This window comes from Alkalihalobacillus bogoriensis ATCC BAA-922, assembly GCF_000621445.1.
Taxonomy (GTDB): Bacteria; Bacillota; Bacilli; order Bacillales; family Bacillaceae_F; genus Bacillus_AO; species Bacillus_AO bogoriense.
The window spans coordinates 234,473-249,529 of the sequence record NZ_JHYI01000010.1 but is presented as its reverse complement, the minus strand read 5'-3'; the positions used below and the strand labels follow the sequence as shown (position 1 = coordinate 249,529).

At 35.9% G+C, this 15,057-nt stretch carries 15 protein-coding genes; 8 read left to right on the top strand and 7 right to left on the bottom strand.

What is annotated here, in order from left to right:
* The first annotated feature begins 331 nt into the window (after positions 1-331).
* The gene (locus T323_RS25860) at positions 332-910 is read left to right on the top strand and encodes a CAP domain-containing protein (protein WP_245613679.1); all 579 of its coding nucleotides are present in this window, start codon (positions 332-334) and stop codon (positions 908-910) included.
* A 52-nt stretch (positions 911-962) separates the two neighbouring features.
* On the opposite strand, the gene T323_RS0103435 is transcribed toward T323_RS25860, so the two are convergent.
* Entirely contained in the window at positions 963-1,439 is a 477-nt protein-coding gene (locus T323_RS0103435; protein WP_035177502.1) for a DUF456 domain-containing protein, read from the bottom strand.
* A 23-nt stretch (positions 1,440-1,462) separates the two neighbouring features.
* On the bottom strand, positions 1,463-2,095 hold the full coding sequence (locus tag T323_RS25855) for a DsbA family oxidoreductase (protein WP_035177500.1): 633 nt from the start codon (positions 2,093-2,095) through the stop codon (positions 1,463-1,465).
* A 193-nt stretch (positions 2,096-2,288) separates the two neighbouring features.
* On the opposite strand from T323_RS25855, the gene T323_RS0103425 reads away from it, so the two are divergent.
* The 3 genes from T323_RS0103425 (at position 2,289) to T323_RS0103415 (ending at position 6,467) form a co-directional block, all read left to right on the top strand.
* The gene (locus tag T323_RS0103425; RefSeq protein WP_026672028.1) at positions 2,289-4,040 is read left to right on the top strand and encodes a Rieske (2Fe-2S) protein; all 1,752 of its coding nucleotides are present in this window, start codon (positions 2,289-2,291) and stop codon (positions 4,038-4,040) included.
* A 299-nt stretch (positions 4,041-4,339) separates the two neighbouring features.
* A complete protein-coding gene (gene zwf, locus T323_RS25850) occupies positions 4,340-5,866 on the top strand; it encodes a glucose-6-phosphate dehydrogenase (protein ID WP_051556337.1) in 1,527 nt (508 codons plus the stop codon).
* Entirely contained in the window at positions 5,847-6,467 is a 621-nt protein-coding gene (locus T323_RS0103415) for a cyclase family protein (protein ID WP_026672027.1), read from the top strand. The genes zwf and T323_RS0103415 overlap by 20 nt, the downstream gene beginning before the upstream one ends.
* Before the next feature lie 343 nt (positions 6,468-6,810).
* Here the strand turns inward: T323_RS0103415 and gnd are convergent, their stop codons facing one another.
* Positions 6,811-8,220 carry an NADP-dependent phosphogluconate dehydrogenase gene (gene gnd / locus T323_RS0103410; protein WP_026672026.1) on the bottom strand — a complete coding sequence of 470 codons (1,410 nt, stop codon included), beginning with the start codon at positions 8,218-8,220 and terminating at the stop codon, positions 6,811-6,813.
* Positions 8,221-8,438: 218 nt separating this feature from the next.
* Complete coding sequence (locus T323_RS0103405; RefSeq protein ID WP_026672025.1) at positions 8,439-9,479, bottom strand: Gfo/Idh/MocA family protein; 1,041 nt, start codon at positions 9,477-9,479, stop codon at positions 8,439-8,441.
* 124 nt (positions 9,480-9,603) lie between these two features.
* On the opposite strand from T323_RS0103405, the gene T323_RS0103400 reads away from it, so the two are divergent.
* Positions 9,604-10,104 carry a YfiT family bacillithiol transferase gene (locus T323_RS0103400; RefSeq protein ID WP_026672024.1) on the top strand — a complete coding sequence of 167 codons (501 nt, stop codon included), beginning with the start codon at positions 9,604-9,606 and terminating at the stop codon, positions 10,102-10,104.
* A gap of 54 nt (positions 10,105-10,158) precedes the next feature.
* Here T323_RS0103400 and T323_RS0103395 read toward each other — a convergent pair whose 3' ends face one another.
* The 3 genes from T323_RS0103395 to T323_RS0103385 form a co-directional block, all read right to left on the bottom strand.
* Positions 10,159-11,031 (bottom strand): dimethylarginine dimethylaminohydrolase family protein, encoded by an 873-nt coding sequence (locus T323_RS0103395; RefSeq protein ID WP_026672023.1) that lies wholly within the window; start codon positions 11,029-11,031, stop codon positions 10,159-10,161.
* A gap of 172 nt (positions 11,032-11,203) precedes the next feature.
* On the bottom strand, positions 11,204-12,148 hold the full coding sequence (locus T323_RS0103390; protein ID WP_026672022.1) for an alpha/beta hydrolase: 945 nt from the start codon (positions 12,146-12,148) through the stop codon (positions 11,204-11,206).
* A gap of 33 nt (positions 12,149-12,181) precedes the next feature.
* On the bottom strand, positions 12,182-13,111 hold the full coding sequence (locus T323_RS0103385) for a 3'-5' exonuclease (protein WP_026672021.1): 930 nt from the start codon (positions 13,109-13,111) through the stop codon (positions 12,182-12,184).
* A gap of 150 nt (positions 13,112-13,261) precedes the next feature.
* Between T323_RS0103385 and T323_RS0103380 the strand changes: the two genes are divergently transcribed.
* From T323_RS0103380 to T323_RS0103370, 3 genes are all read left to right on the top strand, one after another.
* Positions 13,262-14,017: an exodeoxyribonuclease III gene (locus tag T323_RS0103380; RefSeq protein WP_026672020.1), complete on the top strand. Its 756-nt coding sequence runs from the start codon at positions 13,262-13,264 to the stop codon at positions 14,015-14,017.
* A 391-nt stretch (positions 14,018-14,408) separates the two neighbouring features.
* Positions 14,409-14,657 carry an HPr family phosphocarrier protein gene (locus T323_RS0103375; protein ID WP_026672019.1) on the top strand — a complete coding sequence of 83 codons (249 nt, stop codon included), beginning with the start codon at positions 14,409-14,411 and terminating at the stop codon, positions 14,655-14,657.
* A 56-nt stretch (positions 14,658-14,713) separates the two neighbouring features.
* The gene (locus tag T323_RS0103370) at positions 14,714-15,010 is read left to right on the top strand and encodes a hypothetical protein (RefSeq protein WP_026672018.1); all 297 of its coding nucleotides are present in this window, start codon (positions 14,714-14,716) and stop codon (positions 15,008-15,010) included.
* Positions 15,011-15,057: the final 47 nt, after the last annotated feature.

Genomic DNA, 15,057 nt, shown 5'->3' with positions numbered 1-15,057 from the left:
TGTAAAGTGTACGATTAGATTGAAATAGGATCAATGAAAGAGACTTCACATCCCAAAGTACAATGAAACCGTGATAGAATTCCCTATAATTAGAAGAAAATCGGCATTTTAATCAAACGTTTAAATAATTTGGCGAAACGAATAAATACAGTAAGGTTAAAATTTCAAAAAAATTCATTTCCAATGTATGGTTTTTAGAAACAAAGACAAAATAAAGGCGAAATCAATTTTAGTTGGAGGGAAATACATGAAAAGAATTCCACTTTTTGCTGTTGTTATCGTCTTTATGATCGCCGTTCTTTCAATCCAAACACCAGCAAATGCAGAAGAAATGCAAACGGAACCAGAGCAACAAGTTCGGATGTTTAAGGAACCGCCATTTTCACATTATAAAGTTTCACCAGGAGATTCATTTTGGTTTATCGCACAACGATATGGTTTAGATTATCGAGAACTAATGCGATTAAACCCTGATGTTGTTCCGACAAATATGCATGTAGGCGAAGTAATTCGCTTAAAGCCAGATGCTGCTCATCATAGCGCATTTGAAGACCAAGTTGTTGCTCTTGTAAATCAAGAACGAGCGAAACAAGGGTTACGTCCTTTAACTCATCGAGCAGACGTGAAAAATGTTGCTCATAAAAAAGCAGAAGATTTAATTAATGCAAACTATTTTGCTCATAATAGTCCAAACTATGGTTCTCCTTTTGATATGTTACGTACTTTTGGTATTAGCTACCGCTCAGCAGGAGAAAATATTGCAAAAGGTCAAAAAACTCCGCAAGAAGTTATGAACGCATGGATGAACTCACCAGGTCACCGTCAAAATATATTAAGCCCTAATTTTGATACGATTGGTGTAGGGTTTTACCACGGTGCATGGGTTCAAATGTTTATTCAAGCTAGATAAAACTAAAAAAACACTTCTCTTCAGTTAGCTAGAAGAGAAGTGTTTTCTTTTGTTATAACCAAACATCTAATATAAAAATAATAATCATAATAAGCTGGATAAAAGCTTTCGATAACGTACTACTTAAAAAGGCAAAAACTGTACCGAGAGCAATTTTAAATGACACTTTGGCTAGTTGTCCTTGAATAAGCTCTGTGACAAACACAAGCAAAAAGGGTACAAGGATAATACCAAATGGCGGCAGGACAAAACAGCCCACAATTAAGCCTATCCATGCAGCACGTAATCCCCATGGAGACCCTCCATACCGTTTAACAAAATACATATTCGCAATATAATCAGCTATAAATAAAATGCCCGTTAAAAAAAGTAAGCTTCCCCAAGTCCACCAAGACAAACTTGAGATGAAAAAATAGTAAAGGAAAACCCCAATCCATATCATGACAACAGAAGGGACTATCGGGTAAACAAGACCGATAAAACTAACGATGAAACATGCAATAATAAGAATCCACCAAACAATATCCAATATATCACCTCATATGAATAGCCTTATTCAGCTACTGCCTTTTTTAACGCATTTAAAAAGACATCGACAGTTTGCGCTCCAGATACAGCATATTTACGATTAATAACAAAATAAGGAACACCTCGAATCCCAAATTGACTCGCTTCTTGTTCATCACCACGAACAATATTTTCGAATTGATTACTGTTTAATAATGATTTCACTTCTTGTCGATTTAATCCAACATCCGTGGCTAAGTCAAGTAATGTTTCTTGTTTGCCGATGTGCAACGAGTCAGTGAAATAAGCTTTGAAGATTCGTTCCACCATTTCATTCATTTTATTATGTTGTTTAGCTAATTGGACAAGCCGATGTGCATTAAACGTATTCGTTAATTTCATTGAGTCAAAATGAAGGTCTAATCCTTCTACATTTGCTTGTTGTGCAAGTGAAGCGTTGGTTTTCTTTGCCTCTTCACGGCTCATCCCATATTTATTAGATAACATGTCATAAATGTCAAGGTCAATATCAATCGGTGCATTAGGGTCAAGTTCAAAACTACGGTGTATGACTTCAACTTCGTCTCTATCTTCTAATAGAGCAACAGCTTGTTCGAACCTTCTTTTACCAATATAACAAAACGGACATGCAAAATCAGACCAAATTTCAACAATCATAATCTATTCCTCCATACTTTACTTTTGTCTATCGTACTTAACTATGTGTCGGATCACAAGTCGAATGTCTTCATTGCTGAAAATAAGTAATCTACAACTAAAGTATGAGAAGAGTTCAAACAAAAGGCCATTATGTCTTTCCATATAAATTGGTTTAATATGGATAACAAAGGAAAAAGAGGAGATGGATATAATGAATCATTTAGTTTTAGTTGGAACAGTCGAAGAAATAAAAACACAAAAAGCAAAAATTGTGAAAGGAGGCAAGCATGGAATTGCTGTTTTGTTTCACGATGACCAGTTTTATGCTGTCGATAATCGGTGTCCGCATCTAGGTTTTCCTCTTCATGTAGGAAGTATGTGTGATGGAATCCTTACGTGTCACTGGCACCATGCTCGATTTGATTTAAAAAGTGGCGGTACACTCGATCCATGGGCAGACGATGCGACGACTTATCCGGTTGAAGTCAAAGGAAATAATGTTTTTATTCGCTTGACGCCAAAGCAAAAACAAACATTAGCAACACTCCACGAGCGTCTTCGGGCCGGATTAGAACAAAATTTAAGTCTTGTCATTGCCAAAGCCGTTGTTGGTTTAGTGGAAGCAGGTGCCACACTTTCTTCGATAGCCCAAATTGGGGTCGAATTCGGTACGACTCATCGAAAGGCTGGCTGGCGCAGTGGATTAACCATTCTGACAGCGATGACAAACATACTACCATTTTTAGATAAAAACGGGAAAATCCTTGCTTTATACCAAGGTCTTGTTCATGTTGCAAGAGAGTGTTCTGGTGCTGGGACAAAGTTTCTTTTAAAGGAATTACCTGTCCAAGCAAATGAACAACTAGATGTAAAACAACTAGCAAAATGGTATCGCGAAAGTATTGAAGTACGTGATCCAGACGGTGCTGAACGTGTGTTGTTAACAGCAATAAATGGGAACGCTTCAACCGAACAATTGTCAGACATGATGATGACAGCGATTACGGACCATTATTATATGAATGTTGGCCATACACTAGATTTTCACAATAAAGCATTTGAAATTTTACACCATATTGATGAATCGCTACAACCACAAGTGTTAGCTTCATTATTACCTGAGTTACGATATGCGACAAGAAGTGAAGAATTACAAAGTTGGAAATCACCAATCAATTTAGTGACTCCTTTAGACAAAGCATTTGAACAATTACCTGATATTCTTTCAAAGAAGGTAAACAAAGAGGAGACAAGAAATGAAAATGAAGTGGTCGATATTTTGCTTAGTGATGATCCGATTGAATCAATAAACGTCATGGTTGAATGTTTACAAAGCGGTCTTTCTCCTACGCGTTTAGCAAAACTAGTGACAGTAGCAGCAGCGGAACGGATTGCCCGTTTTCACGTGCAAAATGAATTTCCTGATTGGATTACCGTTCTTCATACGTTTACACATGCTCATGCTGTGCATGAATCCCTACAACGGTCAGAAACACCTGAACTTACACGCGCTGTCTTTCATAGTTCGATGAGCATTTATTTAGATCGTTTTTTGAATGTACCTACTGCAAAAAAACCAAAACCAGTCCCAAATTCTAAACCGGAAAAAGTGGAGGCTTTACTTCAACTACTTGACAAACATCAACAAACAGATGCAGCAGGGAAATGGGTGATGCAATATTTAGAAAATGGTGGAGATAAAAAAGCATTGTTTGAAACATTAGGGCATGCACTATTACGTGAAGACGCTGAATTTCATTCTTTTCAAATGTTTGAAGCTGCATTACGAGAACATGAAAATTGGAACGGTGAAAACAGCAGCATAGCGACTAGAGCGCAAGAGACGTTGATTTTAGCTATGACAAGATATATTGCAGCACATGCCCCAACAGCAAGAGAGCTCCCTCACACTGCTTCGATTGCCATCCGTCTGCATCGAGGGGAAAAATTGTTTGAAGAGTAAAACTAGTAAAAAAGAGGTGGGATTCGTTGGGATCTCTCCTTTTTTTGGATAGAAAATGAGAACAGCTTACTCCAAAACGACGTTTTTTGGGGAAAACTATCATTTTTATTGGCAATTTGCTAAAACGTTGTTAAGATAAGAAAGGCAGAGCAAATGATGTCGTTTTTTGTCCTGCTTTACTATTGCATGTCCAATGATACACAAACAGAGTAAATAAGGTGTTGAAAGGGAACAATGATTGTATAGTTTAGTGACATTTCAGCCTTTAAGTTCATAGTAAAGAGAGGTTATGTATTAAAATGAATACCAAAATTCAACCTAAAACATCGATCGTTATTTTCGGTGCTACTGGAGACCTCGCAAAGCGTAAGCTATACCCGTCTATTTTTAATTTATATAAAAAAGGACAATTAGCGGAAAATTTTGCAGTAGTTGGTGTGGCAAGAAGACCATGGTCAAATGAAACATTACGAGACACAGTAAAAGCGTCACTTGAACATGAGCCAAACCGTGATGTAGTGGAGCAGTTTTGCCAACACTTTTATTATTTATCTTTTGAAGTTACAAATAAAAGTACATATCATGAATTAAAAACTTTACTTGATGAAGTCGAAACGATTCACAAAATTCCAGGCAATCGTATTTTTTATATGTCGATGGCACCGGAGTTTTTCGGGACTATTGCCAAGAACTTAAAAGCGGAAGGTGTAACGGACTCAGGCGGATGGACAAGACTTGTCATTGAAAAACCTTTTGGTCATGACTTAGAATCGGCTCGTGCGCTAAACCAAGAAATCAGACAAGCCTTTTCGGAAGAAGAAATTTATCGTATTGACCATTATTTAGGAAAAGAAATGGTGCAAAATATCGAAGTAATCCGATTTGCAAATGCGATATTTGAGCCGTTATGGAATAATAAATACATATCGAATATTCAAATCACGTCAAGTGAAACTTTAGGTGTAGAAGAACGTGGCGGCTATTATGACACGTCGGGTGCATTGCGAGATATGGTGCAAAATCATATGTTACAAATGGTTTCATTATTAGCAATGGATCCACCTATTCGACTTACTCCTGATGAAATTCGGAGTGAAAAAATTAAAGTATTACGAGCCATACGACCAATTACAGAACAAGATACTAGTCGTTATTTTGTAAGAGGACAATATGGACCAGGAGTTTTAAATGAAAGTGAGGTTCCTGGGTATCGCAGTGAAAACAATGTTAATCCTCATTCAAAAACAGAGACGTTTGTTGCAGGGAAGATATTGATTGATAGTCACCGCTGGGCAGGTGTTCCTTTTTATATTCGAACAGGGAAAAGAATGCTACTAAAATCGACGGAAATTGTAATTGAATTTAAAGGCATGCCAATGAATTTGTATTATAGTGAAAATCAAACACAATCAAACTTATTAATTATACACGTCCAACCGGATGAAGGATTAACATTATTTCTTAATGGAAAAAAAGTTGGTCCTGCTGGTGGAACAACCCCAGTTCAATTAGACTATTGCAATAACTGCGTTGATACAACTAATACACCTGAAGCATATGAAAGGCTCATTTATGATTGTATGTTAGGGGATGCGACAAACTTTACTCATTGGGATGAAGTTGAATTATCTTGGAGTTTTATTGACTCCATTTCAAAAGCTTGGGAGAAAAGTGATAAAGACTTACATTTCTATGAGTCTGGTTCAATGGGTCCGGACGCTTCGATGGAATTGTTAGAAAAAGACGGTCATCAATGGTGGCCAATCACAAGTGAAAGTAAAGAAGAAGAGAAAAGGAGTCGAAGTAATGAAAGTTTTCGATATTAGTTCACCGATTTATGAGGGCATGCCTGTTTATAAAAACAAACCTGAAAAACAACCAAAGTTACAAACAGCTACAAATGGATATGTTACGGAATCTCGTTTAGATTTGGATGTTCATACTGGTACACATATTGATTCACCGTTACATATGGTAACAGACGGAGATACATTTGAATCCATTGAAATTGAAAAGCTCGTTTGTCCTTGCAAAGTTTTTGATCTAACACATGTTGATGAAAAAATTACGGCTGAAGACTTAAAGCAGTTTGATATTTCTAACGATGATTTTGTTTTATTTAAAACGAAAAATTCATTCGATGAAGAGTTTAATTTTGATTTTATCTTTTTAGCTGAATGTGGCGCTTCATATTTAGCTGAAAAACAAATTAACGGAGTTGGCATCGATGCTCTAGGTGTTGAGAGAGCGCAAGAGGGACACCCAACACATAAAACATTATTTGGTTCTGATATTATTGTAATTGAAGGGCTACAATTGAAAGAGATTGAAAGTGGGGAATACCTTATGGTTGCCGCACCATTAAAGCTTATCGGTACGGATGCTTCTCCTGCACGTGTTCTTTTATTAGACGATGTAACAATATAAGAAAGAAAAGGGAATAAACACGGTAAATTAACCGTCGTTTATTCCCTCTTTTATTTGTTTAGGAAACTAAAAATAGTCGACCTATGGGTAGATTAGGGGTTTTGGGTAGTATGAGGCAAGCGATTTTGTTGTTTTTTGTAATTCAAAGCGGCCATGAAAACCGTTATCTGTGAACATTGCTAGCGTTTTGGAACGTTGGTGGACACAGGAGCACTTAATCATAATAAATAGCTAGGAATAGAGTTGTTTTTACGTGAATACGTGTTTCTGTGACCGCTAAAATATGGAAACCCGTTTCATGTTCACAAATAACGGCTGCTTTGACCGCGAAATTAATATGTTCTTATGATAACCAATCTGTATGGAAGGATCCTTCTTTGTCGATACGCTTATACGTGTGTGCTCCAAAATAGTCTCTTTGTGCTTGAAGCAGATTGGCAGGAAGACGTTCTGAACGATAGCTATCATAATATGATAATGCACTTGAGAAGCAAGGTACTGGAATACCAGCTTGAACAGATAATTGAATAACATCTCGAAGTGATTGTTGATATTCGTCTGCAATGTTTTTAAAATAAGGATCAAGTAGTAAATTATCCAATTGTGGATTTTTATCATACGCTTCTTTTATATTTTGCAGGAACCCTGCTCGAATAATGCAACCGCCTCTAAAGATCATAGCAATTTCACCGTATTGTAAATCCCAATTAAAATCAGTTGAAGCCGCTCGAAGCTGAGCAAAGCCTTGGGCATAAGAAACAATTTTACTAAAATATAATGCTTTTCGAATCGTTTCGATTAATTGTGATTTGTCGCCCACAAATGTTGTGTTCGTCGGCCCTGATAAAATCGAACTTGCTTTGACACGCTCATCTTTCATCGCAGATAAAAACCTAGCAAATACGGACTCAGTAATAATGGAAAGAGGAACTCCTAAATCTAGTGAGCTTTGGCTTGTCCATTTCCCAGTACCTTTTTGTCCTGCCGTATCTAAAATCACATCGACTAAAGATTGTCCTGTTTCACTGTCGACTTTCGTAAAAATATCCGCAGTAATTTCAATTAAATAACTATCTAACTCACCATTGTTCCAATCTGCAAATATCGTATGAAGTTCTTCATTACTAATGCTTAAGCCATGCTTTAACATTGAATAGGCTTCACAAATAAGTTGCATATCCCCATACTCGATCCCATTATGGACCATTTTTACATAGTGACCGGCACCATTTGGTCCAATGTATGTACAACATGGGTCACCGTTTACTTTAGCTGAAATGTCTACTAACATAGGCTCTACTAGAGTATATGCTTCTTTTTGTCCTCCTGGCATAATTGATGGGCCTTTTAATGCACCTTCTTCACCACCAGAAACACCTGCACCAATAAAGTGGATTCCTTTTTCCTCTAAGTATTTGTTTCTTCGAATGGTGTCTTCAAAATATGTATTTCCACCATCAATTAAAATATCTTTTTCAGATAAATAAGGCAGCAGAGACTCAATAGCAGCATCCGTCACATTTCCTGCTTGTACCATTAACAGAATTTTGCGTGGCGTTTCTAGTGAATTAACAAATTCTTCAATGCTATATGTACCAGTTAATTGCTTTGTTGGGTTTTGTTCGATTATCGTATCAACGGTTTCTTTTGAAATATCATAAATGGAAACAGAATATCCTTTGCTTTCAAAATTTAAAGCTAAGCTTTTTCCCATGACTCCAACACCTAAAACACCAATTTGTTGTTTACCCATGTGTTGCTACACTCCTTCATATGTAAAAATACTTTTTCATGTCCATGTAATAGTATACTTTATTCTTTTAAAAAAATCTTCATAATAACACGCTGTTTTCTAAGTTTGTTGTATGTTTAATGCAAAAGCCAAACTTGTTAGTTTCCTATCGCAAAAAACTCGTTTCATACGCGATCAGATTGCCCTTATATGAATATTCTTATTCAATAGGGGAGTGGCTAAAATAAAACCGGCTTATTGTATTTGGCAGATTGATAAAGACCATGAATGATTTGTTGTAAAATAACCCCTTGTTTCGCTGTGCTTGTTGTTTTTTTCCCTGTTTGACAAGCTTGAACAAAATCAATAATTAATTTTTCATGAGCAGAAGTAACCGGAAGGAAGCGAGGAGTAACATCTAACAACGTATCATATTTTTCTTGATACATTTTTAATGGAAATACATCTGCACCACCTTTATTGCCATATAATGAAACGTTCATCTCATCTTGATTTTCTACATTAGCAGCAAATGCAGATTCAATAAGTAAAGAAGCACCATTATGAAACGTAACCATACCACGAGCCATGTCTTCTACAGAAAAGTTTTTCCAATCCCAATCACCAAGTAACCCAACTCCTTGTCGGTTTCCGATTTCTTGGTATGTCGATCCCAAAACAGTTGTCGGTTCTGGGTAACCCATTAAATAAAGGGCTGTATCTAACATATGGACACCGATATCAATAAGAGGACCGCCACCTTGCAATTCTTTATTTGTAAATACACCCCAGCCTGGAATACCTCTTCGTCTCACTGCTGTTGCTTTGGCCGCATAAATGTGGCCAAGCTCATCTTTTTCAATAAATCGTTTTAAAGTTTCTACTTCAGAGGTATACCGATAATGGAAGCCATACGCTAATATTTTTCCTGCTTTTTCAGCTGCTTCCTCCATTGCTTTTGCTTCTTGAATGGTCATGGCAGGGGGCTTTTCACACAACACATGGCAATTTGCTTGTAAGGCAGCTATCGTTTGTTCAGCATGGAACTTATTCGGTGTGCAAATACTGACAGCATCTAGCTCTACTTTTTCCAACATCTCTTGAACATCTCTAAACGTATAACGGATATTAAATTGTTCTGCGCATAGTTTTGCTTTTTCAATATGATGATTAACGACAGCAACAACCTCGACGTTTTCACATTTTTGATAATTAGGAATATGTGCTTCCTTTGCAATAAGGCCTGCACCGATAATTCCGACTCTTAATGGTTTTTTCATCAAAACACTCTCCATTTTTATTTTTTCTTTTAAGTTTATCACGATTCTATAAAAAAAGAAGGAAGAGAAGAAGCGGAACAAGAACTTGTATTGATATATTGTTAGGAGAAAGGAAGAGATAAAAATGGATAAACGGTACCCCATTGGCATGTTTGAGTATAAAGGAGAAATTAGTAAAAAAGATAGGGAACAATGGATTGAAGACATTGCACAATTGCCAGGAAAATTAAGAAATGCGGTCGAACACTTAAGTGATGATGAATTAAATCAGCCTTATCGGGAGGGAGGCTGGACAATTCGGCAAGTCGTTCATCATATTGCGGACAGTCACATGAATGCTTTTATTCGTTTTAAACTAGCCCTTACTGAAACAAGTCCAACGATTAAACCATACAAAGAAGCAGAGTGGGCAAATTTACCAGATGTGTCATCGACACCGATCGGAATTTCATTATCGCTCATCGAAGCCCTTCATACTCGTTGGGTGTTTCTCTTACGGTCTGATCTTGATTTTTCACGAACGTTTATTCACCCTGAATCAGAAAGTGTGAATCGTTTAGACTATACAATTGGAATGTATGCATGGCATGGAAATCATCATCTGGCACATATTTTACATCGATAAATGTAAAACAAAGTAAAGAATGGTGTCCTAAGAAACAGGACACCATTCTGTGTATTACTGAGTAGCTTCCTCATTCTCTCTCTTCGTTGGGAGAGTACAACAACGGAAAGAGCCACCAGACTTAATAATTTCGGTAATATCCACTTCAATAACTTCAAACCCTCTTTTACGTAACTGTTCATTTACGTTTTTGTTTACAGGAAGACTAATAATTTTTTTATTACCAATCGATAATATGTTTGTACCTAGTGTGAATTGTTCTTCTTTTGAAACTTCAATTAAGTCATAACGTTTTTCTAAAATTTGATATTCCTTTTTCGTAAGAGCTTCTGGATAAACTAACGCTTCTTTTCGAGAAATAATATTAAAAACACAGTCCAAGTGCAAATATTTCTCTGTAAATGGAACGGTGATGACTTCAAAGTCTTCAAGTAAGTTTTGAATATGATCAATTGCTTTCTGATTTGTACGATTACTTAAACCGATAAAGATGGTTCGATGGTCGATCATGACGTCGCCACCTTCGATCATATCTCCAACTAAGTTGTAATACGATATATCAGAATTTTTTAACCATGTTTTCAAAAATTCTTCTTCACCTTGTCTTATTTTATGAGCCATTTCAGCAACAAATATCGTATGACCTAATGTAAATCCAATATCTCTGGTAAATACTTGTTCAGGAAATTTTTCATTGGGAGGTAATAAAACGACGTCAATTTTTTCTTTTTTTAATGCTTTTACAAAGTCCTTATGCTGTTTTGCAGCTAATTCTAGATCAATCCCTTCATTAAAAAAATGTTTTTGTGTATCATTAATTTGCTCGCGGATCGTCATGTATTTTGGCTCACATAAAATCACTTGCTTTAATACATCGTATTCGCTATGGCAATAAGTTTTTGGTTTAACTTTAGTTAATATCGACATTTATAAATCCTCCTCTTGCAGATTTATTTATAGTGTGTCCATCCAATAATATCACTATGAAGTGAAAAGGATGTAATATATCCCATACTTGCGGATAAGATAATGAAATCAGGGTAAGATAATAAAAAACAAAAGAACATGAAGGAATTAATCTCATCACGTTCTTTTGTTTTTACTGTATATATAATGATAAAAAGTCACTAACTTTTTGCTCGTATTGATCCATATTTACAATATAAGCTTCACCATGAGTAGCTTGAGGAACAAGGAGAAGGTCTTTTTCTGAATTAGTTTGTTCATAAAGCTCATAAACCATTTCTGTTGGTACAAATGTATCTTCTTCACCATGAATGAACAAAATAGGAACAGATGTTTTCTTTACTTGTTCAAGGGCAGAAGCTTCTGAAAAACTATACCCAGCCCTTATTTTAGTAAGAAGGCTCGTAGCGGGTACAATTGGAAAACTCGGTAAATTATACATTCTTTCTAATTGATACGTTAAGACATCTTCCGCTGAAGTATAGCCACAGTCAGCAATAATTGCTTTTACTTGTGGTGGTAAGGTTTCACCACTTGTCATCATCACGGTAGATGCTCCCATTGAAACCCCATGTAAAGAAATGATTGAAGTTTGACCATTCGTCTCAAGTATATAGTCAATCCACATCACATAATCTTTTCTTTCATGCCAACCAAAACCAATATAATGTCCTTCACTTTCACCATGCCCTCTAGCATCAGGCATTAACACATTATAACCAAGTGATTCGTGATAAAACCGAGCATATCGGCCCATATCTTTTGCTTTCCCGGAGTAGCCGTGTGCTATGATGACTGTTTTATCTGTAGGTGTTGGTGCATCTAAATAATACGCTTTTAACGTCAATCCGTCTTCTGAAACTTTTTCAATCTCTTTAAATGGTTGTTCTTTTACCCATTCTGCGGGGTCATCAACAATGGTAATGACTTCAGAAGACTGGAGGTCAGGATTATCTGCTAAATAATCTTTTGAAGACCTGGCAACAGCCACATCATAAAAGTAAAAACTAGCGATAATTATGCCAAGGAAGGCTGAGGCTAATAATCCTATGAAAACTTGAACGATTCGTTTCTTCATATATAATCCCCTTTTTATGTATTGAAGCAAGTGTTATCCTTGCTTCAAAGTTAACTCACGTATCGGCTGAAACGTGTATTCATCCACGATCATTGTTTTGGCTGAATATTGAACATGCTCTTGAAATGTATGTTGCAATTCGTTGGAAAAATCCATAAGCATAGCTACGTTACTTCGGTTGTCTTTGGAAAACAAGCCAGAACGATTTACTACAATATTACGATATTTTTTTACGAGATGATTCGTTTGTTTTACGATTTTACTTGCTTCTTTCATTTGATACATTGATCTCCACGTTCCAAACGTATTGGCGACATCTTTTTGAAAGGAGATTTTTATTTTTTCGTTTAGTTCTTTACTGTCGTTCGGAACTTCTTCGAATAAATAATGCTGTAACATAATAACATCTGATTTTTTTGGTTCGTTTAAAAATCGCAAATAAATTCTTAATGTATTATAAGCATCAAACATTGGATGATGGGGAGTACCTATAAAATCCATGTTATATAACTGTAATGCACCTTCAACTGATGGCGTTTGTCGTGAAACTCGTTGCGCAAAAATGGCTTGAAAATCAACATAACGTTTTTCAATTTTCTTCATCATTTTTTGTGAAAGTCGGTGGCGTTCACTATCTAAAACTAACCGCGTCGCATCACTTTTCGACCAAGAAAAAAATCTAGATTTCTTTATGCCGCCAACCCAAGTTAAAAATTCAGTGAGTACGTCTGGAAAACGATTGGCCTCTTGCAAATGACAATCGTCAATTCCTGTTAACTTTTTACAAAATGAAGAGAGTGGCGCTTTATTTTCAGGTTGAATATATCGATCAAAAAAGTAAAGATTTTCAGTTTCAATATCATATTTCACAGCACCTAATCGTATCGCTTCCATGTCTTCAAATGACATTCCTCGATTGGAACAAAGCATTTCAAAATCAAAAAAGACATATTGTTTGACCAATGGTTTTCCTCCTTTCCTAACAGTTTATTATAATCTGATTTTCAAAAAAGAGAAAGGACCAATGACTTCCATAAGAAATGGGTTTGTGTTGCTCAATTTTTGCTAGCGTTATAGAATGAGAGATAAAATGGGAAACAAGGAGACAACAACATGAAATTAATTTCTTGGAATGTAAATGGAATTCGAGCTTGTGTAAAAAAAGGGTTTCTAGACTATTTTCATGATATGGATGTAGACATTTTTTGTTTGCAAGAAACTAAACTACAAGAAGGGCAAATTGAATTAGACCTACCAGGGTATTATCAATATTGGAATTATGCTGAGAAAAAAGGGTATTCAGGAACTGCGATTTTCACAAAACAAAAGCCACTATCTGTTTCTTATGGGGTTGGTGACAATGAAACCCAAGATGAAGGGAGAATTATTACACTTGAGTTCAACGATTTTTATGTTGTCAATGTGTATACTCCTAATTCACAACGAGATTTAGCTAGACTAGGTTTTCGGTTAGAATGGGAAAAAGAGCTTTCCCTATATTTAAAAGAATTAGATTTAAAAAAGCCTGTCGTTTATTGTGGTGATTTGAATGTAGCTCATCAAGAAATAGACTTGAAAAACCCAAAGTCAAATGAAGGGAATTCAGGATTTACAGAACAGGAAAGAGCGAAAATGACAGAGCTTTTACAAGCCGGGTTTATCGATACATTTCGCTACTTACACCCTAATAAAACAGATGTATATTCGTGGTGGTCTTATATGCGAAATGTAAGAGAAAGAAATATTGGCTGGAGAATCGATTATTTTATCATTTCTAATCGAATAAAGGACAAGCTATTACACTCGGATATCCATTGTCATGTATTAGGGAGCGATCATTGTCCGATTGTTCTAGAGTTAGACTTCTAAAATATCATTCGGACATTTATTCCGTTTGTTTCATGAAAACTTACGATTTTTATTTAGGCATCGGACATATAATCCGTTATTTGCTGACTAAATGGTTTATAACATACTGTTTTTAATAGCTACGGAGCATATGTCCGATACCCTTTTAAAAACGTAACTTATATTAAATACAGCGGAACATATGTCCGTAAGAAATGTTATTATCAAAGCGAATGATGTATTCATAAAATCATTCGCTTTATTTTTCGCTTCGTATTAAAAATCTTACATCGATCGGACGTTCAAATAGAAATGTTTGTGAGATTATTTCCTAAAATGATAGAAACCGGGTTTGACTCTTTAGTATGATAAGTCCATCAAAAGCTTATTAATCATAAGGAGGTATGAAGCGATGAACTTAACAGTCGACGGACATTTGCGGAGTAAATTAAATCATCAACGTATCCTTCAATTAGTAACTAAAGCCAACCAATTTAATAGTTATATATTAATTCAATTTGATACAAAAACATTAAACGCAAAAAGTTTATTAAGTGCATGTGCTTTACATGGGGTGTCTGGACCTATTCGATTACAAGTTCATGGGGATGACAGCAATCAAGCATTACATGTATTAACATCCACTTTATTTGAACAATAATAGCAGAAAGCGCATACAGTATAAGAGAAGGATGTCATACAAGGGAGGGCATGGACATGGATTGGAGTAAAGTATCGATAGGACAATGGGTTAAATTTTACTGCAAAGAGTTGAATGCATTTAAAAAAGGATTTGTTCTTTCGTTACAGGAAGCCAATGGAATGGTCAACATCATAATACCAGAAACCGGCAAATGTTATTCCAAACCACCTTCTTCCATTCATGACTGCAATTCTATTTCTCTTGAACAAGAAGATCTTGATGCGATGATCGATATTGCACTTGATGTAAGAGATTTCCACTGGCTTCAACAGCTGCAATTAATGAAAAAAGAATATGAGACGTTTAAATGATAAAAACCGGCGTTCTATCACGCTGGTTTTTTTCTTGCAAAATAGTT